The 24,078-nt window shown below is 41.7% G+C and carries 15 protein-coding genes; 3 read left to right on the forward strand and 12 right to left on the reverse strand.

Annotation, left to right across the window (positions count from 1 at the left end; genetic code table 11):
* Nucleotides 1-76 precede the first annotated feature (76 nt).
* The 5 genes from Q0V26_RS00065 to hemL all read right to left on the reverse strand — a co-directional run bounded on the left by Q0V26_RS00065 (nucleotide 77) and on the right by hemL (nucleotide 10,047).
* Nucleotides 77-1,753, reverse strand: coding sequence for an ABC transporter substrate-binding protein (locus Q0V26_RS00065; protein WP_297474507.1), 1,677 nt, complete (start codon nucleotides 1,751-1,753; stop codon nucleotides 77-79).
* Nucleotides 1,754-2,497: 744 nt separating this feature from the next.
* A complete protein-coding gene (locus tag Q0V26_RS00070) occupies nucleotides 2,498-5,875 on the reverse strand; it encodes a response regulator (RefSeq protein ID WP_297474509.1) in 3,378 nt (1,125 codons plus the stop codon).
* A 270-nt stretch (nucleotides 5,876-6,145) separates the two neighbouring features.
* A complete protein-coding gene (gene rsmC, locus Q0V26_RS00075) occupies nucleotides 6,146-7,165 on the reverse strand; it encodes a 16S rRNA (guanine(1207)-N(2))-methyltransferase RsmC (protein WP_297474511.1) in 1,020 nt (339 codons plus the stop codon).
* A 156-nt stretch (nucleotides 7,166-7,321) separates the two neighbouring features.
* The gene (locus tag Q0V26_RS00080; protein WP_297474513.1) at nucleotides 7,322-8,407 is read right to left on the reverse strand and encodes an AI-2E family transporter; all 1,086 of its coding nucleotides are present in this window, start codon (nucleotides 8,405-8,407) and stop codon (nucleotides 7,322-7,324) included.
* A 335-nt stretch (nucleotides 8,408-8,742) separates the two neighbouring features.
* Complete coding sequence (gene hemL, locus Q0V26_RS00085; protein ID WP_297474515.1) at nucleotides 8,743-10,047, reverse strand: glutamate-1-semialdehyde 2,1-aminomutase; 1,305 nt, start codon at nucleotides 10,045-10,047, stop codon at nucleotides 8,743-8,745.
* Between the two features lie 319 nt (nucleotides 10,048-10,366).
* Here hemL and clcA point away from each other — a divergent pair, with 319 nt between their 5' ends.
* Both clcA and erpA read left to right on the forward strand, forming a co-directional pair.
* Nucleotides 10,367-11,782: a H(+)/Cl(-) exchange transporter ClcA gene (clcA, locus tag Q0V26_RS00090; RefSeq protein ID WP_297474517.1), complete on the forward strand. Its 1,416-nt coding sequence runs from the start codon at nucleotides 10,367-10,369 to the stop codon at nucleotides 11,780-11,782.
* A 62-nt stretch (nucleotides 11,783-11,844) separates the two neighbouring features.
* Complete coding sequence (erpA, locus tag Q0V26_RS00095; RefSeq protein ID WP_036796059.1) at nucleotides 11,845-12,186, forward strand: iron-sulfur cluster insertion protein ErpA; 342 nt, start codon at nucleotides 11,845-11,847, stop codon at nucleotides 12,184-12,186.
* Between the two features lie 81 nt (nucleotides 12,187-12,267).
* On the opposite strand, the gene Q0V26_RS00100 is transcribed toward erpA, so the two are convergent.
* Nucleotides 12,268-13,581, reverse strand: a complete 1,314-nt coding sequence (locus tag Q0V26_RS00100; RefSeq protein WP_297474843.1) for a peptidoglycan DD-metalloendopeptidase family protein — start codon at nucleotides 13,579-13,581, stop codon at nucleotides 12,268-12,270.
* A gap of 303 nt (nucleotides 13,582-13,884) precedes the next feature.
* Here Q0V26_RS00100 and Q0V26_RS00105 point away from each other — a divergent pair, with 303 nt between their 5' ends.
* On the forward strand, nucleotides 13,885-14,505 hold the full coding sequence (locus tag Q0V26_RS00105; RefSeq protein WP_297474531.1) for a DedA family protein: 621 nt from the start codon (nucleotides 13,885-13,887) through the stop codon (nucleotides 14,503-14,505).
* Nucleotides 14,506-14,632: 127 nt separating this feature from the next.
* Here Q0V26_RS00105 and Q0V26_RS00110 read toward each other — a convergent pair whose 3' ends face one another.
* From Q0V26_RS00110 to gltB, 6 genes are all read right to left on the reverse strand, one after another.
* Nucleotides 14,633-15,244: a TRIC cation channel family protein gene (locus Q0V26_RS00110; RefSeq protein WP_080158508.1), complete on the reverse strand. Its 612-nt coding sequence runs from the start codon at nucleotides 15,242-15,244 to the stop codon at nucleotides 14,633-14,635.
* A 124-nt stretch (nucleotides 15,245-15,368) separates the two neighbouring features.
* The gene (gene btuF, locus Q0V26_RS00115) at nucleotides 15,369-16,205 is read right to left on the reverse strand and encodes a vitamin B12 ABC transporter substrate-binding protein BtuF (protein ID WP_297474535.1); all 837 of its coding nucleotides are present in this window, start codon (nucleotides 16,203-16,205) and stop codon (nucleotides 15,369-15,371) included.
* Nucleotides 16,205-17,167 (reverse strand): cobalamin biosynthesis family protein, encoded by a 963-nt coding sequence (locus Q0V26_RS00120; RefSeq protein ID WP_297474536.1) that lies wholly within the window; start codon nucleotides 17,165-17,167, stop codon nucleotides 16,205-16,207. Before Q0V26_RS00120 ends, btuF begins: the two co-directional genes overlap by 1 nt.
* A gap of 28 nt (nucleotides 17,168-17,195) precedes the next feature.
* Nucleotides 17,196-17,894 carry a 5'-methylthioadenosine/S-adenosylhomocysteine nucleosidase gene (gene mtnN, locus Q0V26_RS00125; RefSeq protein WP_297474538.1) on the reverse strand — a complete coding sequence of 233 codons (699 nt, stop codon included), beginning with the start codon at nucleotides 17,892-17,894 and terminating at the stop codon, nucleotides 17,196-17,198.
* A gap of 173 nt (nucleotides 17,895-18,067) precedes the next feature.
* Nucleotides 18,068-19,477, reverse strand: coding sequence for an FAD-dependent oxidoreductase (locus Q0V26_RS00130; RefSeq protein ID WP_297474539.1), 1,410 nt, complete (start codon nucleotides 19,475-19,477; stop codon nucleotides 18,068-18,070).
* 14 nt (nucleotides 19,478-19,491) lie between these two features.
* Complete coding sequence (gene gltB / locus Q0V26_RS00135; protein ID WP_297474541.1) at nucleotides 19,492-23,955, reverse strand: glutamate synthase large subunit; 4,464 nt, start codon at nucleotides 23,953-23,955, stop codon at nucleotides 19,492-19,494.
* Nucleotides 23,956-24,078: the final 123 nt, after the last annotated feature.

Below are 24,078 nucleotides of genomic sequence, written 5' to 3' on the forward strand. Positions count from 1 at the left end.
GCCATACCTTTGATTGCAAAAAGGATTAGAGGGAAGAGGCGGTGCACAAGGCGTGCACCGCAAATTTAAGCAGATATTACGCTTTTGGTTTTAGGTCTAGAACTTGAAGTAGACGCTCTTGAACACCAGCCCATACCATTGGACGGCCTTTAGGGTTCTTCTCATTCCACCAACCAGTGAAGCGAGCTTCATTGTATTGGAAGTTGTTAGCACCAGAGATTACTGGGATTGTTACTTGGTTCTCAGCAATGATTTTCTGAATGCTATGAGCAATCTTGATTTGCTCACCCTTATCAGCCGTTTTGTAGAAGCTGTCTAGTAGCGAATCTAACTGTGCATTCTTGAAGTAATGCATAGCGAAACGTGGCATACCGTCACCTTTCTGTAGACGTGAGTTGTACGCACTGTCCCAGTATAGGTGTGGATCTGCACCGTGGAAGTAGTTAGTAAATGCTACATCGTAAGTGCCTTTCAGCATTGATTCATTGTATACAGCAAAGTCAGGAGTACGTGCTTTTGCATTGATACCCGCTTCTTGAAGTTGCTCAACACCTAGTTGTACAGTGTTGTTGAAGTCAGTCCAGCCGTTTGGTGATTGAACTTCAAGCTCAATTTTCTCACCTTTTGGTGACTCAACAAATCCGTCACCATCAAGGTCTTTAAAGCCAGCTTTAGCTAGAAGATCTTTAGCGCCTTTGATGTTGTATGTGTTGAAAGCTTTGTACTTATTATGTACAGCTTCGTCAGACCATGATTTGAAGCTATCACCTAGACCTGAAGCGTAATCGTTTGGTGTACCAGCACCGTAGAACGCGATGTCGATGATAGTTTGACGGTCAATTGCCATAGAGAACGCACGACGGAAGTCAACATTGTTGATTGCTTCGTTGTTACCTGCTTTTGGCGATTTGTAGTTCAACATGAATGACATTGTGCCAGCAGCAGGGTACCAGTATTTGTGGTTTGGATTTGCTGCAGCATAAGTGCTGTCGATATCAGGAATGAATGATGACGTCCAATCTAGCTCAGAGTTGATGATCTTAGTTAGTAGTTGGTCGTTGTTTGCAATTTGAGGAACACGTAAACAATCAACTTCTAGGTTGGCGTTATCCCAGTAGTTAGGGTTACGACATTGAACATAAAGCTGAGGAGTAAATGTGTCGATCTCAGTAAATGGGCCAGTACCTACAGGGTTTTCGTTAGTGAACGTTGTAGGGTTCTTAACTTTGCTCCAGATGTGCTTAGGAACAACAGGTACTTTTGAAATTTCAAATGGAACGTTTGAGTTTGCAGCAGTTAGTTCAAAGATAACTTTGTTACCGTCTTGCTTAACTGATTTAACCCACTTGTTGATACCGATTTGATCTAGCTCTGGCTTGTTTTTTACTAAGTCAAAAGAGTAAACAACATCACCAGCAGTGAATGCTTTACCATCAGACCATTTTACGCCATCACGAATTTCAAATGTTACCTTCATTAGGTCGTCAGACATGTAGTAGTCTTTCGCCAAACGCATAACAGGCTCGTTACCTTGCATTTGGTTAAAGATTACCAATGGCTCATAAACGAACTCAGTTGTTGTGCGAAGGTTTGTTGCTAAAAACGGGTTAAAGTTACGCACCATTGTAGGGTAGAAATCAGGTACGATTGTTAGCTGGCTTTTTTCTGATGCAGTAGCAACGGGTGCTGTAAAAGCGGTTGCTGCAGCAACAACTGCAAGTGCTAACTTAGTTTTGTTTATATTGGCAAGCATAGCTGTTCCTTACTCTTAGCTCTGTTTCACTAATGGAAATAAAAATTAGCTCCGTCATTGGAGCGCTGTAAACCTACTTCATTGGAACCTGAGTAACGCTGAACCATTGAATGGCCTTGTAGGCTCTCAGTGGCTTCAATATTGGCTGTATTGGTTAAATCGTCAATGTGGTCGCCCGTCAAAAACGTCAAAAAAACAATTGTTGCCGTCAAAAGTGTTAATTTCATTGTTTTACGTGATTGAGCAGTTAGTAAATAGCGTGCTTAGTATCACATATGAAAGTCGTTGTTACATTTGTAGTGTTAGTGCTCACTACTTTATTTATTCTTTTAAAATAGGGGGGTTAATTTTTATTTTACGTGATGTGATGTAACGCATATGGTTTTTTTTGCTTATTTTTATACGGAAATTTTTGGCTGTTAGTTTGTTGTGATTCGGTTCTCATAAACTAAAAGAATTTATTTTTAGCGCCGAAGAATGGCGTTTTTTGATGAATATGATTTAATTTTGACCACTAATGATAGTGTGACCTTGATCATTTATAGGCCTTCAAACGGGATTATTTCAAAGATTAAAAAAGTGATAGTTGTACACCAAAGACATGAATAATGGTGTCAACAAAGGGGAGGATTGAATCATATCATTGTGCTATTGAGCCGTCTGAGAATGGTCGTTGATATAATGTAGATAATAAAAAAGGCTCTGAGAGAGCCTTTTGGGACGCTATTATGACGATAATTAGGGTCAGTTATGACTAATGATATGATGTAACTTATCCCGCATAATGACGAGTTCTTGGCGATAGGTATTCGATTGTGGGCAGCGTTCTAATACAAAATCAATGGTATTAATGACAGTTCGCCAGCGGGGTGTTTTGGGTAACGTTTCAAGTTGAAGGTATTTATCTAAGGTACGTGTTTGGAGTGTGCTACGGTCTAAATAAACGCGCCATAAACCACTTTCTTCAGCTAATTCAAATTTATTTTTATGTGATTCTTGTTCCCAAAACACCAAGGTTGCTTTCATGGCATCGACTAATAGTTGGCGAATTATTTCAGCTTTATTATGATCACCATCCCCTAATTTGTCGGCTAAACGGGTAAATTCTCCTCCTAACTCTCGCAGTTGTTGAAGGTTATTTTTATCGCCATTAAAGGCAAATTCAGACAACACATCAATAGCATTTTCAAGTAGGTTGATACGATGATCAGCCGATGGTCCTTGGCTATCAAAGACAAACATTTGTTTAAGCCCTGACTCAATCGGTAAATTGATAACATCGGTCATTAATTGTTGTTTGTGATCACCAATGTAATAGCTAAGTTGACCATTAAAATGATGATTATCCGCGACAGCTGCTGGCAATGGGGTCGCTAGAATATCGTCAATGGTATAGCGCTCTAATAGCTCAGGCGTGCGTTTAAATAGTTTGCCCGCAGCACTGTTGGCATAACGGATTCGACCTTCGTGCTGAACACAAATGATCGCCTCATTGGTTGAGTCTAGTAGCCCAAGTAAGCGACTTTGGGTTTCTATCAGTCCAATTTCGACTTGTTCACGACGATGAATTTCCTGTTCTAGTGCTTGGTTTTTCTGGCGCTCAATTTCGGTTTTTCCTGCTTGTAAATAAGCCCTAATTCTCGCTATAAGTTCTTCTTTATTAAATGGTTTGGTTAAATAATCATTGGCGCCACATTCAAAGCCTTTGAGGCGATCTTGTACTTGCCCCAGGGCTGATAACATAATGATGGGCAGCGCTAACATGGAATGTGTTTTACGTAATTTATTACACACTTCATAGCCACTCATTTCAGGCATCATAATATCAAGTAGCACTAAATCGGGCTGCTGTTCAGTGATCAATGCTAACGCTTGAGGGCCACTTTCCGCCGTTTGAACTCGATAACCAGCAAGACGTAAGAAATTGGTTAGTATTTGTAAATTAACGGGTTCATCATCGACAACTAGCAACAATTCGCCATCTGGATTTTCTGGTAAATCAGACGCATCATAATTTGCCATATTGAGTAATGGCGCTTTGAAATGATTTTTATTGGGATTCGCCGCCATTGCTGCAATTTGATTGGCATTGGCTAAATTGAGAGTGAAACTGAACGTTGTTCCTACCATTGGTTGGCTACTGACATACAAGCGTCCACCCATTAGTTCGATCAATTGGCGACTGATCGATAGCCCAAGCCCAGCCCCTTGACGGTAATTAGCTGATCCGGTATTGGCTTGTATAAGCGGTTCAAAAATATGCTCGAGTTGTTCGCTGGGAATACCTTGTCCTGTATCAACTACTTGAATCCGTAATTGATGTTCTAATATTGTAGCCGATAAAATAATTTTACCTTCAGAGGTGTATTTAATCGCATTGCCCACTAAGTTATATAGCACTTGTTCTAAACGTTGTTCGTCCGCATCAACCAGAGGTAGATCCGTTGGAATTTGATTAATAATTCGAATCGGTTTATTGCCTAATAAATGGCTCGATAATTCCAGTACTAATCGAATAGCTACAGACATATCAACCGCTTGGTGGTTAATATCAAGATCGCCATAACGCATCTTATGGTAATCAAGCAGATCATCAACCAGTGTGGTTAAACGTTGACCGCTATTAATGATCATTTCTAATTGGCGGCGTTGTGATTGATGTAATGCGCCATTGGCTCCCGCTAATAACGATTCAGCAATCCCCACCATGCCATGCAGTGGTGTGCGTAATTCATGCGAGGTGGTTGCAAGGAATTCGTCTTTCATTTTATCCGCAGTTTGGAGTTCATTATTTTGTTGACGAATAATGGTTAGGTTATGTTCTAACTCTTTATTTTGCTGGCGAATAAGCCCAATTTTCTCGCGAATAGAGCGTTGCATACGGGCAAAGCTGATCGCTAATCGTCCAATTTCATCATGACGTTCAGTACCATCAATTTTTTGATCTAAATCACCACCAGAGGCTTTTTCTGCCGCCCACGTTAAGCGTAATAATGGTGCGGTAATAGAATTTGACAGCCAATGTGACGTAATGATCACTAAAATAATCGCGGTAACCATGGCTGCGACAAAGATTTTTTCTAATTCAAAGATTCGTGCAAAGGCTTCTTTTTCAGGAAACTCAACCACTAGCGCCCAATGGTGATCTAATATATTTAGCGGCGAAAATGCGCCTAATACAGGAATATTATCGTAATTAATAAAGCTACCAATGCCTGATTTACCAGCAAGTGCTTGATCGATACTTTGGCTTTGTAATTGTATTGGTAATTTCGACTGAGTTTCAAAGCGTAATTTATGATCAGTGCCGACTAATAAGGTTTGAATATGCTTAGTATTGTCTTGAATCAGTTCAGTGATCTTTTGGTTACTTAGCTCCATAAAGACATAACTATGTAGATAGCCTTGTTGGATAATTGGTGCTGCAAACCAAGCCGTTGTTTCATTACTGTGGCTATTAGCACTAAAGTCGGTAAAGACTACCGGGACTTGCTCTGGGTTATTAGGGCTTTGCTGGGTTTTTTCTTTAATGGCTTTAAAGGTTTGCTGTAAGGCGCTATGAGAGGTTTTTTTTGCCAATAGATTGACCCCAAAAAGGTTGTGGTTTTTAACTGAATAAACGACATCACCAGAGATATCAACCAGCATAATATCTTTAAAATCTGAACGTTTAAGATACTCATTATAAACGGCATTATAGCGTTTAAACATTAAACGATAGCGTTCATGTCCAAGGTAGCCACTATTGGCGGTTTGATCACTTTTAGTGGTAAGGGTTGAATTGAAATAATGAGCGCGACCTTGTGCATCAAGTTGTGAATCAATATTGCCAAGTTGATGGAATGCACCCACTAAACCGTAAAATCTTCCACCACTATTATTTGATAATTCAGAGCGAGCAAAGCTTTTTACTTCAGACTCTTTAGCGGCAAAGAAACTCTGTAATTGTTTTTGTTTATTATCACGCAACGAAGCCAGATGGCTGATGCTTTGCTCGGCTAAATCTTTAGTGTGAGAATTTAGAAAGTAAAGAGCTGACAATATCAAAGGGGTGATACTGAGCACTAAAAATGCCAGCATGAGTGTGTGCTGAAGACGTTTGAAACGTTTAGTATTCTGCATTCCGGTGCCTGAATAAGATGGTGGAATTTACGGTTTTAACGACAAAAATAGTCACGTTAAAATGAACATTAAGATTTTAACGATTATCCTTTATCGTTTTAACTCAACGTGATGAATTACCGTGTTTATACTATGTTTTTATTATGGATCAAGTAACTAGAAATAGAATCGTGTCAAAAAGCACAAAATTAACGAAATTAACGTCATAAAAAAGGGCAGTATTGACTGCCCTTTATAAAATTCAAAAATGAAGTGTAAAGTTGTGATATGTTATTTTTTTGCCGTATAGACATTGAATTTATTAGTGTGAGAACTGATCTCACACTGGCCAAGAGTGGCTTCAATCAAGGGTGGATATTGCAGAAAACAGTTCGCCACAATCACTAATTCACCACCATTATTTAAGTAACTCGGCGCTTGATTAATAAATGTTTCCGTTGCGGTATAAAATGTTTTTAAACCAGCATGGAAAGGGGGATTACTGATTAAATATTGGTAAGGACCAGTAATGTTTTTATAAACGTCAGTGGCGATAAAGTTGGCAGCAAGTTGGTTAACCTTGAAAGTTTCTTTCGCTGACTCAATGGCTAAGGCACTAATATCACACAGATCTAAGTCAATCTGAGGGTACTTGGCTTTCATTACTGCGCCAATAACGCCGGCACCACAACCAAAATCAAGTACTTTACCGTTAAGCGCGGGTAAGTTATTGAGTAGAAGTTCTGAACCTTTATCAAATTCACCATGGCTAAAGACGCCAGGTAAAGAGCGCACGGTAAGGCTAACACCAGCAATATTAATTGGGTAACTACGGAACCATTTATTGATGTCAAAAGCTGGGGCTGGGTTATCACAGCGTCCCCAGTAGAAGCTACAACGGCGGGCTGAATCATATTTAGTTAATGGGCCATATTGCGCAAACATTTTTTCTGCACTTCTGACACCACAACGGTTTTCACCGACGATACAAATTTCAACACCAGCAGAAAATTTACTGAGTAGCATTGATAATAAATAATCTGCTTCTGCTTTTGCTTTGGGCCAATAAAGCAGAATCATATCAATATCGAGTTCAGCGTTAAGTTCTGCACCAAAATGACAATCAATCGCTTGATGGTGTTCAATGTCACCTAGGTAACCATAATTGGTGGTAAAGACTGTTACTGATTGAGCTGTTGTAAGCAATTCTGAGGCAAAGGTATCATTTAATTCACCAGCAATAAGGACTTTGCGGTTTTCAAAAAATTCAGATTGACGAGCAACCACTTGGCTCGCGGCGGAATAAGACATTTAACTGGCCTCAAAATAGACATCATGGTTCAGGAGCGCGGATTGTTCCATAAATAGTGGCAGATGGAAAGTCACTGCTAGAGAGAATAAGTATAATCATAGACTGCCGTTATTATTGTTAATAATAACGGCAGTATCATGAGGGATTATTGATGGTTAATTATCATCTTGTTGTTGAAGGAATGATTGAAATTCAACTTCATACATTTTAAACAACACTAAAGTAACACCAAAAATAATTGGACCGTAGATCATACCAATTAAGCCAAATAATTGAATACCACCAATGATTGAAAAGAAGATCAATAAGGTGTTCATACTTGAACTGCCTTGCATTAATAACGGACGCACGATGTTATCGATAGAACCGACAACAATGATGCCCCAACCTGTAAGGAACAATGACCATTCCCAATCACCGATTAACAGTAAATACAGTGATGCTGGAATCCAGATTAAAGCGGTACCAACCACGGGAATTAATGAGGCAAAGGCCATCATTGAACCCCAGAACAAACCTTGGAAGCCACATAGCCACATTGCAAAGCCACCAGCAACACCTTGTGCCAAAGCGGTTAGAAATGATCCGAGTACGGCAGATTTGGCTACTTGCTCAACTTCTTCCATGATTGCATCTTCTTGACTGCGAGACAGTGGAATCACGTGACGGATCGCGGCAATCATTTTATCGTTATCACGTAGCAGAAAGAACAGTACAAACAGCATCATCATAAAGTTTACTAAGATACTGGTCGCATCGCCTAGAATACGTGCACTGATATTCAGCGCTTGAGAGCCGACTTGAGATGCGGTAGTAGCGATTTTTTGAATGATCACTTGGGGATCAAAATCATGGAATGGTGAGTATTTATCAATTAAAGCCAGTGTTTTTTGAGCAAGAGGATGAGCAAACAGTTCTTTGGGTCCTCCGGTTGTTAGCCAAGTGTAGCTTTCTTTTGATACGGTGGTGCCTTGATGCACAATCGACGAAAACACCACTAACAAAGGAATAACGATAATTACCGTCATAATAAAACATGACAGCATTGCCGCTGTATTTTCACGCGTCGGCATTTTAGCAAGTAAGCGCTTATGCATGGGCGTGAACAATAAAGAGATAATAAACGCTAATACAATCGGACCGAGGTAGGGCTCGATTAATTTATAACTTGCGAAAGAAGCGACAAAGAGTGCCACTATTAGCATCCAGTGGCGAGGTTCTACCTTAAAGGGTTGAGGCACGATATGTATCCTTTTAAAATCGACCGATAAAGCTATTTTCACTGTAATTGATAAGAATTATCATTATAATCATCACCATTATTTGATGATTATAGCTCTTATCAAGGAGATAGCTTATGGGATGTTGTAATTGTGGTTGTGATGACAAAAAAAAGCGTAAGCCACCGTTAGTGCTAATCATTTTAGTACTTGTTGCAGGGCTTGCCGTTTATTTTTGGCAATAGATAGTTACTGATATTCATCATAAAAAAAGGCCACCTACGTGACCTTTCTTCATAATAGCATTAATAAAATAATGTTTTTAATAACATTAGCTCATTTATTTTAAAACAATGCTATTTTGCTTCAGCAGCCAGAGTGGCAAACGCAAAATCTGCCGCTTCTAATGTAGCATCAATTTCTTTGGTATTGTGTGCGAGTGAGGTAAAACATGCTTCATAGGCTGAAGGTGCGAGGTACACGCCTTTATCGAGCATTAAATTAAAGAAGCGCTTGAAGCGTTCAATGTCACACTTGGTCACATCGTCATAGCAAGTCACAGTATCTTGATCGATAAAGAAGAAACCAAACATTGCACCAACTTGGTTTACCGCCAGTGGAATACCGTGTTTATCAGCTAAAGCTTTAAAGCCTGTTGCTAAACGCTGAGTGGTTTTCGCTAAGCGTTGTTCATTACCGTCTTCTGTTAATACGGTTAAACAAGCATGACCTGCCGCCATTGCTACAGGGTTACCTGATAGCGTCCCCGCTTGATATACAGGGCCAGTTGGCGCGACAAATTCCATTACATCACGACGTCCCCCAAAGGCACCCACAGGCATACCACCACCGATAATTTTACCCAGTGTTGTGATATCAGGTTTGATGTTGTAATACCCTTGCGCGCCACCTTGTGAAACACGGAAACCCGTCATGACTTCATCAAGGATCAGTAGCGCGCCAAATTCATCACAAATTTTACGAAGGCCTTCAAGGAAGCCTGGTACGGGTGGAATGCAATTCATGTTGCCAGCAACGGGCTCAACAATAATACAAGCGATCTGATCTGGTTGAGCCATGAACGCTTCACGAACTGAATTCAAATCGTTGTAAGTTGCAGTTAACGTATGTTTAGCAAAGTCAGTTGGAACACCTGGAGAGCTTGGTTGCCCCAGAGTTAATGCACCTGAGCCAGCTTTTACTAATAGGCAGTCAGCATGACCGTGGTAACAGCCTTCAAATTTCAGAATTTTGTCACGACCAGTAAAACCACGAGCAAGACGAATAGCACTCATGGTAGCTTCAGTGCCTGAACTTACCATACGGACCATTTCCATTGACGGTACGAGTTCTGATACTAACTCAGCCATGGTGATTTCCATTGCTGTTGGTGCGCCAAAGCTTAAGCCTTGTTGTGCGGCGTTAATTACAGCATCACGAATAGCGGCATGGTTATGTCCTAAAATCATAGGACCCCATGAACCAACATAATCGATATAGGCATTACCATCGGCATCAAAGATATAAGCGCCATCAGCACGCTCAATAAATAGTGGTGTGCCACCAACACCAGCAAAAGCACGGACTGGTGAGTTAACACCCCCAGGGATTTTTTGTCGTGCTTTAGCAAATAAATCAGCTGACTTGTTCGTTTTGCTCATGTGAAATCCTATAAAAAAGTAAGGCGGTGATTCAATCCACAGAATTATCTGTCCTAATTAATCATAGGCAAGAGAAGTGTGGGGAGTGAAACTGCCTTATTGTACCTAAAGTGTTGCTGAATATAGAGTCATTTTATTGTTTTAAATGAAGCTAAATTCAAAATAAAACCCGTTGATTTTGGGAAACAAGTCACAGTTGCAAAGCTATTTTTCAACATTGGCAGTATAAATCATAACCACATTGGATTAGGCTATAGTACTGATCCTATCTTCATCCTCTCGCTGTAATGGCGCTATCTTTATATAATACGGCTCTCTAATGACTGAAAAATCGCGCGGTCTTCATATGCCTTTCCACCTGCAACCTAGTGGTTTGGTTAGGCGTTTTTTGACCCAAGATAAAACACCTGTTTCTGTTCTATTTCTTTCGGCTTTAGTTGGAACACTTGCTGGCTTAGTCGGTACACTATTTGAAATTGGTGTGCGATGGGTGAGTGAACAACGGACAGTTTGGCTGCGTGATGAAATTACCAGTGTGCTGCCATTATGGTTAGCGGCATTCCTTGTCAGTGGTATTTTAGCCTTCATCGGTTATTTTTTAGTGTGTCGTTTTGCACCTGAAGCGGGGGGGTCTGGTATTCCTGAAATTGAAGGTGCAATGGATGAAATGCGTCCTGTACGTTGGTGGCGAGTTATTCCGGTTAAGTTCTTTGGTGGCTTAGGGGCATTAGGTTCAGGTATGGTGCTGGGTCGTGAAGGTCCGACTGTACAAATGGGCGGTAATATTGGTCGTATGATTTCAGATATTTTCCGTTTAAAGGATAAAGAAGGCCGTCACTCATTACTTGCGGCAGGTGCTGCTGGTGGTTTAGCAGCAGCATTTAATGCGCCTATGGCGGGTATCATGTTTGTAATTGAGGAAATGCGACCTCAATTTCGTTATAGTTTGATTTCAGTTAAATGTGTAATGATTTCAGCGATGATGTCGACGATCGTATTTCGCTTTATTTCAGGCCAAAACGCGGTTATTACGATGCCGCAATATGATGCTCCTGCGCTAACATCATTATGGTTATTTTTAGTTCTAGGGCTACTCTTTGGTGGCTTTGGTGTCGTTTTTAACCGTTTAATTATTTTTACATTAGATTGGTTTGTCACTATTCACCATAATAATCGTACCCGTTATTTAATTACGGGGGGCTTATTAGGTGGTTGTTTCGGCTTATTGTTACTTTATTTCCCTGAGCTAACTGGCGGCGGTGTTTTCCTTATTCCTCCTGCGACTAATGGCGACTATAGTTTAAATATGCTATTGCTGTTGTTCTTTGCTCGTGTTGTAACAACACTATTATGTTTTGGATCTGGTGCTCCCGGTGGTATTTTTGCACCAATGCTGGCATTGGGGACTTTATTTGGTACGTTTTTTGGCACCGTAGCTCTCGACCTTTATCCTCATTTAGGCATTGCACCGGGTTTATTTGCTATCGCCGGTATGGGGGCGTTATTTGCAGCAACTGTGCGCGCACCTATTACTGGTATTTTATTGGTGATTGAAATGACCAATAACTACTACCTTATTTTACCCTTAGTTGTAACTACACTGGGTGCAACTATGATGGCTCAAATGTTAGGTGGTCAGCCGATTTACTCCCAATTGTTGCATCGTACGATTAAAAAAGAAAAATTAGGCCACGATTCACCACATGATGCTCCAGTTGAGACGGCTAATACTTGAACACAATAGTCAGGTATTGGATAATCACCATTAATTAATGGAAGTTTTTAAGAGGTTTTGTAATGAGCGATGTTAATTTGCCGCTGACTTTTTCTGATGTGGCTGCGAATAAAGTAAAAACGCTTATCGCTGAAGAAGAAAACCCAGAATTAAAACTACGTGTATATATTACAGGTGGTGGTTGTAGTGGGTTTCAATATGGCTTTACGTTTGATGAAAAAGTCAATGATGGCGATATGACCATTGAAAACAACGGCGTAACATTAGTTGTTGATCCAATGAGCTTACAGTATTTAGTGGGAGGTATCGTTGATTACACTGAAGGCTTAGAAGGTTCACGCTTCTTTGTGAATAACCCTAATGCCACCACAACATGTGGCTGTGGCGCATCATTTAGCGTTTAACACTATGAGCTTCTGCATTATAACAAAGCCGTCTATCTGACGGTTTTTTTTTGGGATACAGACAGCCATTACAGCCATTAATTAGCTTTGGGGTAATAAAATACCATTGTTTGTTAATAACTGACTGTAGTTTTTTACCTGCCCTAGTTTGCTATTTGCTTGTTGTTTAAATATCGTTTGCGTTACACCTGAAAGTGAATGGGCTTGAGGTAAATCGACTGTACGTGGGTTTTTATGTTTACCATTGACTAAAAATTCATAATGCAGATGCGGGCCGGTCACTCGTCCTGTTCCACCTAGCGTTCCAATGGTTTGTCCTTGTTTTATACGTTGACCACTTTTAACCATCCGTTTCGTCATGTGTAAATACTTAGTAACGTAATTACCATTATGGCGAATAAAGACATAGTTGCCGTTAAATTTATTATAGCTTGATTCGATAACCACACCATCGCCAGCAGCCCAAATAGGGGTGCCGACGGGAGCCACATAATCAGTACCTCGGTGTGCTTTTACTTGCTTAGTGACAGGGTGTAAACGGCGCGGATTAAAATTAGAGCTGACGTAACGGAAGTTGATCGGTGAGCGAAGAAAAGCTTTTCGCATCGCCTGACCATTTTTATCATAATATTTACCGTTATCATGGCGGACAGCCGTAAATGTTTGTCCCATATTGGTAAACGTGGCAGCTAAAATATTACCGTGATCTATCGGGTTGCCATCAAGATAATGTTGTTCAAATAACACTTCAAATTTATCTCCTGCACGAATATCAAGTGCAAAGTCGATATCCCAACCAAATAGCGCTGCTATTTCCATGATTTGATTGGCTGTTAATCCTGCTTTATCTGCGGCACTCCAGAAACTAGAGTCAATGGTTGCTTGCGCATAATTGGTTTGGGTTTCAAGCTGTTGTTTCGTAATAGTGGCAGAAAAGTCATTGTTAGCACGATTACGTTTGATGACTAAGGTTTCAAGGTTGGTTAATGGTTGGTGTAATTCCATTAATTTACCCGCATCATCAAAACCAAAATTTAATTTATCTCCAGGACGCAGTGACGTCAGTTTTTTGGTTTTATTGTTAGTTGCAACAATTTGATGTAATAGCGCGCTGTCTAAATCAACACTATCAAATGCAGTAGCTAAACTTTCACCATTTTTAACTATATGGTTTTTCCATACTAACGCTGAGTGTGGTGGCTGTTTCGGTGTAGTCGCTGATGATGGAGATAAAACGAGCGGATAGTGCTGACCTAATTGATATTTAAATTCAGTTTTAGTGAGAGGGTCTGCATAAATTTCAGATGTCATAATAAGCGCAATAACCGCACTACTGATTATCCCTATCAGTATTTTATTTATTCTTGGCATACGAGGTAATGAGCTTCCATTCATGATGGTACTAGATGAAAAATAAATAATATTAAGTGTAATGGCCTCAATATCTGGTGCCATTGAAGATCAAATATTCAATATTTTTTTATAAAATTTGTCGAATCAATCAACAATGACTACTTTTACAACAGAGTGAAAGTAGGTTTTGATGTTGTTGTAAAACATATTCTTATCTACTGAGAGCCGTTTTTTATAAATTAGTTCATTTTGGTAAGCTTAATTTTTAGCTTTGATCGTTATAGTCTCTGTTAAATTCGGTCTATCATCACAAATTAAAATTCTTTTTTCTGACATAGACTAGCCATGGAATCGATTCAACATATTATTACTGAACTCACGCCATTGCTGCAGCAATATGGCTATTATATTTTAGCGCTGGCAATTGCGGTTGAAGGGATGGGGATTCCCGCGCCAGGACAGTCATTACTGGTCGTGGCAAGTTTATTAGCGGCATCAGGAAAAATATCATTACCCGCGGTATTGATGGTTGGCTGGAGTGCCAGCTTTATTGGTAATAGCATTGGTTATTTTATTGGGCGTCAATTTGGACACGTTGTCACTCGAAAACAATGGATTAAGCCTAAAACATTAACCAAATTGCATGGTTTTATCGATCGCTATGGCATGTTAGGGCTTATCATTAGCCGTTTTGTGGAAGGCATTAAACAATTTATGTGTATTGGCTGTGGTATTGCAGCAATGCCCGCTAAATTGTTCTTTACGGGTAACTTTCTCGCGGTGACCATGTGGTTACTTGTGTTTGGTGTTGCGCCTGCCTATTTACGTGATGAAGTCGCCCCCATTCTGGCGTTTTATCATAAATATCAAACCCAATGTTGGATTGTTGCTGCGGTTATCGTTATAGCTATTATCTGGCTGGTTTACCGTCGCTTTCAACGCAGTCGTATGGTTATTGAAGAATAGTTGTTATCTCAATATCATGACTATTAAGCAATAACGCTATGTTTAATAAATGATAAACAAAAGATATAAAAAACCGCCATGTTACATAGTGGCGGTTTTTTATTATCAGTGGTGTCATTACGTTAGGTTAGTTACGCAAAGCAAAAGTGGGTAAAGAAAGATTCCAACGAATAGCGGCTAAGCGTATTGAAAGGGTGGTAATAATGCCCATAATGGCTGCCATTGACGGTAGGACACCCAGTGATAAACTAAGGGTATGAATGGTACCGCCAATAATACAAGCAGTAGCGTAAACCTCCGTTCTAAAAATCATCGGCACTTCACGACCTAAGACATCACGAATAACACCCCCACCACATCCAGTGATCACCCCCATAATAACGGCTACTAATGGTGATGCTCCATAGCGTAATGATTTCTCCACACCAATGGCAACAAATACAGCAAGGCCGATAGCATCAGCGACAGGTAGAAAATACCATGGCATTCGACGTGGGCGTTGAGATGCGATCATGGTAATAATACAGGTGATAAAAATCACCCATAAATAATTAGTATCGTGAATCCAAAAAACTGGTGTTGCCCCCAATGCCATATCTCGAATAGTACCACCGCCAATCGCCGTTACACTGGCAAGTACCACGACACCAAAAGGGTCCATGCGTAGCCGTCCGGCCATAAGTACACCTGATGCAGCAAAAATGGCAGTGCCAAACATATCGAGAAAATAAATAAGCATCTCTGTCCCTGCAAGAATAATGAAGTTGAGTTAAGCGGCAGAGATTGTACGAATAAATATGTAACGCACAACAGTAATAAAATGCTTTGTGACGTTATTCACAGGCTTTATATCCATACTGTGATTAGTGATCATCTCGTACTTGATTGAGTAATCCACAGACTTGTTTAATGGCAAGTAATGTTCGTGGTGTTGGTCTATTTAACCAATTAGTATTTAGTTGGTAAATATGATGTTGTTTTATTGCAATTAGTTGGTGTTGCCATTGTGCCCATAATTGTTGAGTGTCAGCGATTGGTTGAGCACTAAATATCACTTGAGGCTGACGAACAATTACTTGCTCTTGGTTAACTTGCGGGTAGGCCACACTGCTATTTGCAAAAATGTTGTCGCCACCACAAAATTGAAAAATCTGACTTGGCCAGCCACTATCGGCAACGGTCATTAATGGCGTTGAACCTAATTGATAAAAATAGCGTACTTTAGGTTTATTGTGATTGGTTAGTTGCAGTTGTTGTAACTGATGTCTAAATTCAGCGGCAGCTTGCTGTGCGGGTTGTGGTGAATCGGCATATTGTCCCAGTTGTTCTAATGTTTTAGGGATATCAGCCAATGTTTTTGGATTTGAATAGAGTATTTTAATCCCCAGTTGTTCTAAACGGGCTAATTCTCGGCTAGGGTTGCCGCCTTGCCAAGCTAAAATCAAATCAGGTTTTAGCGCTAAAATACGCTCCATTTTAAGACCGCGATAATTTGCCACGCGCTCTAATTTTTCAGCTGCGGGAGGGTAGTCACTGTAAGCACTGGCTGCTATAAGCTTGTTTCCTAATCCAGCCGCATAAGCCATTTCAGTGGTATGCGGTGATAAGCTAATAATCCGTTGGGTTTGTTGAGCTAACGTTGCAGCAACGCTAGGTGTAATGGTACTTATAACGAATATAAGTAAACATAAGAATCGCACTATAAAACTCCATAAAAAATATATAGTAATAAACTTTCAACTGCGACCCACACATAAAGGCGTTGCGTTATGAGTTGTTGTATTTGTGCAAGATGCAGTGCTGATGGTGTTATTCTTCCGCCAAGGCGAGGTCGTTCCATTTTACTATTATTGTAAATTGCTGGACCGCCGAGTGATAATGTTAGCTTGTGTCCAATAACAACAAGTAGCCACCCTGGGCCGGGTAAATGCCAGTTTTCACCTTGGTTGCGTAATCCTTGCAGCGCAACACGACTATTGCGTCCTAGGCTCAGTAATAAAGCAAATAACCGTAGCGGTAGAATATCAAGTATTGCTGCAATACGTATTGCTGGATATCCAAATACCGCATACTGAGTACGTGTCGGTGACCATGTTCGTGCAAGGCCAATGGCTAATCGATATAAAATAGCGGTAATGCCACCACCGATCGCATACCAAAACAAAACTCCAACTACATGCCTGCCATAGCTTAAAATGATGGTTTCAGCGCCAGCTTTGCCTAAACCTAGCAGGGATAATACAGTGGTATTTCGATTGATATGAGGGGCGAGCAATTGGCGACATTGAGCTTTATCGTTGCAGTTATAAGCATGATTAAATTGATGGCTAAGATGGGCTGTTTGTTGCCAATCGAGAGCCAGCCATAATAGCGTGAGTTGAAATATAATTGGATACAATACTAATTGGCTCATCGCGAATAATAAGATTAATACAGTAAACCACATTAAGCTCCAAGCTAAATAACCCGCTAATAATCGCTGAGCGTAATTATCATGAGGATGGTTGACCCGTGCTGCAATTAATAAGGCTAAACGGTGCCAGATACGCAATGGGTGCATAGGATAGGGGATGGGTAATAACCAATGTAATACTAATGCTCCCCACAAAGCCAGTAGGGAGCTATTGGTTGCAAATGAGGTGATAAATGCCGAAGTTGTCATCAGTAGTTATCATCTCATTTAAGATAAATTAGTTTAGTAATTCAACCATTTTAGCAACCATTACAGAAGAGCTCTGTGCTGCAAGTGGCAGGAACTCATCAAAGCTCATTGGTGATTCTTTGTCAGCAACATCAGAAATTGCGCGCACAACCACAAATGGAACCTTGAATTGGTGACAAGCTTGCGCAATGGCAGCGGCTTCCATTTCAACCGCAACTACAGTTGGGAAATGAGTACGGATGAAGTCTTGTTTGTCAGCTGAACATACAAAAGCATCGCCAGTACAAATCAAACCACGAACTGCGTGTGGTGGTTGTGGTAATGCCGCTAGTGCTTGTTCAGCAACAGACATTAACTTTTCATCAGACAGGAAAGCGGCTGGTTGTTGTGCCATTTGACCCATTTCGTAACCAAATGCTGTCACATCAGCGTCGTGGTAACGTACTTCAGTTGAAATAACCACGTCACCTACGTTTAAGCTTGATTCAAAACCGCCAGCAGAACCAGTATTAATCACTACATCAGGCTTAAAGGTGTCAAGTAAAACAGCCGTCCCTACTGCTGCAGATACTTTACCAATACCTGATTGTAGTAATGCTACGTTCGCATCATTTAGTTTACCAGTGTAGATAGTACAACCTGCTTTGTTATGTGTTTCGCAGTCGGTAAGTTGATCTTTAAGGATGGCAACTTCTTGTTCCATCGCGCCAATAATGCCGATTTTCATGAATGGTATCTCTTTTTGATGGTGTGCACTCGCAGTGCTGATATGGCTAAGATTGTAGCATGAGCCATAATCATTATTCCAAAACTCTCGTCTAAACTCGGCTAATCACAGAAAGACCCCACCGTTGTAAACACAACTGTGGGGTTAATTACGCGTATTTATGGGGCGGTCGGTTATAGATTTAAATAATCGAGAATACCATCAGCGGCTTTTCGGCCTTCATCAATGGCGGTGACCACCAAATCAGAACCACGTACCGCGTCACCGCCAGCAAAGATTTTAGGGTTGGTAGTTTGGAAAGCAAACTCAGTGTCAGCTGCTTTAATTCGGCCCCATTGATCAAGCTCGACATTATAAGGTGCAAGCCAAGGCATGGCATGTGGTTGAAAGCCAAACGCCATGATCACCGCATCAGCCGCTAAGACATGTTCACTGTTGGCAACGGGTTCAGGGCGTCGACGACCCGCAGTATCAGCTTCACCCAATGCGGTTTTGACAACCTTAACGCCAACGACGTTTCCTGAGTTATCGACCTCAATGCCCAATGGTTGCAGGTTAAACATAAAGTTAACCCCTTCTTCTCGCGCATTTTTCACTTCACGTTTAGAACCTGGCATATTAGCTTCGTCACGGCGGTAAGCGCAGATAACGTTATTAGCACCTTGGCGAATTGATGTTCTAACACAATCCATGGCTGTATCACCACCACCAAGGACGACAACTCGCTTGCCTTGCATATCAATAAAAGGCTGTGATTGGTTAAGTTCCATTACTCGATAAGTATTAGAGACTAAGAACGGTAGCGCATCGTAGACACCATTTGCATCTTCGTTCGCGAGCCCAGCACGCATATTTTTATAGGTGCCGACCCCTAAGAAAACCGCATCATAATCAGCGAGCAGAGTATCAATGCTGATATCCTTACCCACTTCAGTATTAAGTTGGAACTCAACCCCCATTTCGCTAAAGACACGACGGCGATTGACCATAATATCTTTTTCTAATTTGAACGAAGGAATACCGAACGTCAGTAAGCCGCCAATTTCAGGGTAGCGATCAAACACCACTGGTTTTACGCCGTTACGCACCAGAACATCAGCACATGACAGCCCGGCAGGACCCGCGCCGATAATAGCCACTTTTTTATCAGTGAGCTCAACGCCTGACATATCGGGTTTCCACCCCATTGCAAACGCTTTATCAGTAATGTATTTTTCAACATTACCGATAGTGACCGCACCAAAATCGTCATTAAGGGTACATGCCCCTTCACATAAGCGATCTTGCGGGCAAACGCGACCGCAGACTTCTGGCAGGGTATTGGTTTGATGCGATAACTCTACCGCTTCAATAATTCGGCCTTCATTAGCAAGCTTTAACCATTGTGGAATGTAGTTATGCACTGGGCATTTCCACTCACAATAAGGGTTACCACAATCGAGGCAACGGTCTGCTTGTGCTCCCGCTTGCTGCTCGGTAAAGGGCTCATAAATTTCGACAAACTCGATTTTTCGAATTTGAATCGCTTTTTTAGGTGGGTCGATACGCTCGACATCAATAAATTGGTAAACATTCTGGCTCATTTGGTTTCCCTCCCTTATTGTGCCTGAAGACGTAGTTCAGATTCTGAACGGCTTTGATGACCTAACAGCGTATTGATATCCGCTGACTTTGGCTTCGCAAGGTAGAATTTTGGAATCCATTGGTCAAAGTTAGCCAAAATTTCATGCGCACGGGTTGAGCCTGTTTCTTGCAGGTGACGATCAATTAATCCGCGTAAATGTTCTTGATGGATTTTGAGTTGATCAAGTGCGACTGCTTCAATTAACTCAGGGTTTACGCGTCCTGCAAAATCACCATCTTCATCTAAGATATACGCAAAGCCACCCGTCATTCCGGCGCCGAAATTGACGCCAGTCTTACCTAAAATAGCGATAATTCCGCCAGTCATATATTCACAAGCGTTATCACCAGCCCCTTCTACTACCGCTATCGTCCCTGAGTTACGTACCGCAAAACGTTCTCCCGCTTTACCGGCTGCAAATAATTTGCCACCTGTAGCGCCATATAGGCAAGTGTTGCCAATAATGGTGGCATCGTTGGATTTAAATGACGAGCCAAGTGGCGGACGAATAGCTATTTTGCCTCCGGCCATACCTTTACCGACGTAGTCGTTAGCGTCACCGGTTAAATTAAGGTTTACACCGCCAGCATTCCAAACGCCAAAAGATTGCCCTGCAGTACCGACAAAATTGAGTGTAATTGGTGCTGATGCCATGCCTTGATTACCATAGCGATGAGCGATTTCACCGGATAAGCGCGCGCCAATTGAGCGATCTGTATTACAAATTGGGAAGTGATAATTACCGCCGCTGCGCGTTTCTATTGCACTCAACGTATGATCCAATAATTGTTGGCTTAACTGCGCATCATCAAATGGTGTATTGGCTTCACTACAATATAAAGTTTTACCTGCTTGTGGTGTTGGTGCGACCAATAGCGGGCTCAAATCAAGTTTTGATTGTTTAGCGGTAAAACCATCCAGTTGTTGTAATAAATCTGTGCGGCCAATTAAGTCAGTTAATTGTTTGATTCCAAGTTGGGCTAATAATTGCCGAACTTCTTCGCCAACACCAATAAAGTAATTCATTACCTGTTCTGGTAAGCCTTTAAAGAAATCACGGCGCAGTTTTTCATCTTGTGTTGCCACACCGGTTGCGCAGTTGTTTAGATGACAAATGCGGAGGTATTTACACCCAAGCGCCACCATTGGCGCGGTACCAAAACCAAAGCTTTCTGCGCCTAAAATCGTTGCTTTAACCACATCTAGCCCTGTTTTTAAGCCGCCATCCACTTGCAGACGGATCTTATGTCGTAAACCGTTAGTGACCAATGCTTGTTGGGTTTCAGCTAGACCCAGCTCCCATGGGCTACCTGCATATTTGACTGACGTCAGTGGACTTGCGCCCGTACCACCGTCATAACCTGAGATCGTGATTAAATCGGCATAAGCTTTGGCAACACCTGTCGCGATAGTGCCAACGCCGGGTTCTGATACCAGTTTGACAGACACCAAGGCTTTGGGATTGACCTGCTTGAGATCGAAAATTAGTTGCGCCAGATCTTCAATCGAATAAATATCGTGATGCGGAGGTGGGGAAATTAACGTCACGCCAGGTACGGCAAAGCGTAACTTGGCAATTTCAGTGGTAACTTTATGCCCCGGAAGTTGACCGCCTTCACCGGGTTTTGCCCCTTGCGCGACTTTAATTTGGATCACATCGGCATTGACTAAATAATGCGGAGTGACGCCAAAGCGACCAGACGCCACTTGCTTAATGCGTGAGTTACGCTCAGTACCAAAACGACGTGGATCTTCACCACCTTCACCGGAGTTAGAACAACCGCCTAACCTGTTCATTGCAATTGCTAATGCTTCATGTGCCTCTGGGCTTAGGGCGCCAATCGACATCGCTGCTGAGTCAAAGCGCTTATACAATTCCGTTGCGGCTTCTACGTTCTCAATCGCAATTGGATTGTGGTTATCTGTTAAGGCCAATAAGTCACGAATAGCGGCTACAGGGCGATGATTTACTTGCTCTGCAAAAGCGAGATAATCTTGATAATCGCCAGATTTAACCGCTTTTTGTAAAGTTGAAACGACATCCGGGTTATAAGCGTGGAACTCGCCACCGTGAACATATTTAAGTAAGCCGCCGTGATCAATCGGTTTGCGTTTTAGCCATGCTGTACGCGCAAGGTTGTGCAAGTCTTGTTGAATATCACTAAAATCAGCGCCAGCAATACGGCTTGAAACCCCTTTGAAACACAACTCAATAATGTCATTACCTAAGCCAATCGCTTCAAATAACATTGAACAACGGTAAGAGGAAATGGTTGAGATGCCCATTTTGGACATGATCTTAAACAGTCCTTTATTGATCCCGTCGCGATAATTAGTCATCACTTCGCGATAAGGCTTGTTAATCACCTTACTATCAACCATTTTTGCTAATGATTCATAAGCAAGGTAGGGGTAAACCGCCGTAGCACCAAAACCAAACAACACCGCAAATTGATGCGGATCGCGTGCGGTAGCGGTTTCAACCACAATATTGGTATCACAACGTAAATTGTTATCGACTAATCGGCGTTGAACGGCACCTACCGCCATTGCGGCTGGAATCGGCAGAGTATCTTTGCTGATGCTGCGATCGGATAACACAATCAGCACCGCCCCTTGTTCAACTAACTGCTGCGCTTTATCACATAAGCTAATAATCGCTTGCTCAAGATCGGTTTGTTGTGGATCAAAATTAATATCGAGCTGATTGCTGGCGTAGTATTGCTGATCAAGTTCTAGTAATTGTTTTAAATCAGAATACAGCAACACTGGCGACTTAAATGCCACTCGTTGAGCATGACTGTCGGTTTCACAGAATACATTAATTTCGCGACCAATACAGCTCGCAAGCGACATCACATGCTTTTCACGTAAAGGATCGATCGGTGGGTTAGTCACTTGCGCAAACATTTGACGGAAATAGTCGGTGATAGGACGCTGCTGTGACGACAATACTGCCATTGGTGCATCATCACCCATTGAGCCTGTGGCTTCTTGACCATTTTCACCAATAACTCGCAGCACTTGATCGAGTTCTTCACGGCTGACATTAAATTGTTTGTGGTGAGTATTAAGCTGATTGTCATCCAAACTACGTTGGCTTATATGGCTATCATCTAACTGCTCAATAGGCACTAAATGTTGAACATGAGTATCCATCCATTGCTTATACGGATGGCGGCTCATCAGTTCGTTATCAATATCTTGTGAATGCCAAATTTTGGCAAATTTAGTATCGATAACCAATAACTCTCCGGGGCCAACACGGCCTTTTTCTGCTACTTCATCAGGGGTGTAATCCCAAATGCCGACTTCAGAAGCGATGGTGATCAGTTTATCTTTGGTGATCACATAACGCGCAGGGCGAAGGCCATTACGATCAAGATTACACGCCGCGTAACGACCATCTGACATTACAATCCCAGCAGGGCCATCCCATGGTTCCATGTGCTTGGAGTTAAAATCATAAAAAGCACGTAATGCGGGATCCATATCAGGGTGGTTTTGCCATGCTGGTGGCACGAGCATTCGCATAGCACGGAAGAGATCCATACCGCCGGCTAAAAACAGCTCCAGCATATTATCAAGGCTTGATGAATCAGATCCGGTTTCATTAACAAATGGCGCCGCTGTGTTTAAATCAGGTAATAGTGGTGAGCTAAATTTATAAGCGCGCGCACGTGCCCATTGGCGGTTACCGGTAATGGTATTAATTTCACCATTATGGGCTAAGTAACGGAATGGTTGTGCTAATGGCCATCGCGGTTGAGTATTGGTTGAGAAACGCTGGTGGAATAAACAGATCGAGGACTCTAATCGAATATCGCCTAAATCTTGATAAAATTTAGGCAGATCAGCGGGCATAAATAACCCTTTGTAGACCGTGACTTGGGTTGAGAGGCTACAAATATAGAACTCTTTATCGTCTGTAATACGTTTTTCAATTCGACGCCGAGCAATATAAAGCCGGCGTTCAATGTCCCGTGGTTTCCATCCCGCTGGGGCATTGATAAACACTTGTTCAATGGTTGGCAATGAGTGTTGGGCAATTGGGCCGAGAACACTGGCGTTGATCGGCACTTCACGCCAACCCGCAATGGATAAGGTTTCGGTGATTAACTCTTCATTGATAATTTCACGTGCATGTTGAGCAAGGATAGGATCTTGGCTGAGGAATATCATTCCTACTGCAAATTCACGCGATAGATTCCACTGCTTTTCTGTGGCAATAATACGATAAAAATTATCAGGCTTTTTAATTAATAAACCACAGCCATCGCCAGTTTTTCCATCCGCGGCAATTCCTCCTCGGTGAGTCATACGATCGAGGGCAGATATTGCGGTACGAACAAGTTTATGGCTAGTTTCACCTTCAATGTGGGCGATAAGACCGAAGCCACAGTTATCTTTTTCTAGTGATGGGTTATACAGTGACATTGCAATTCTCCCTTGCTCCTGTTTGCTGTAAACAGTTTTACTGCAAAATGAGAATCAAGAGTGATGGCTCATTTTGCCTCCTACGATATTTCAAACTAACGATAATTCACAAAAAGGTCAAAT

Source organism: uncultured Photobacterium sp. (genome assembly GCF_947039875.1).
GTDB lineage: Bacteria > Pseudomonadota > Gammaproteobacteria > Enterobacterales > Vibrionaceae > Photobacterium.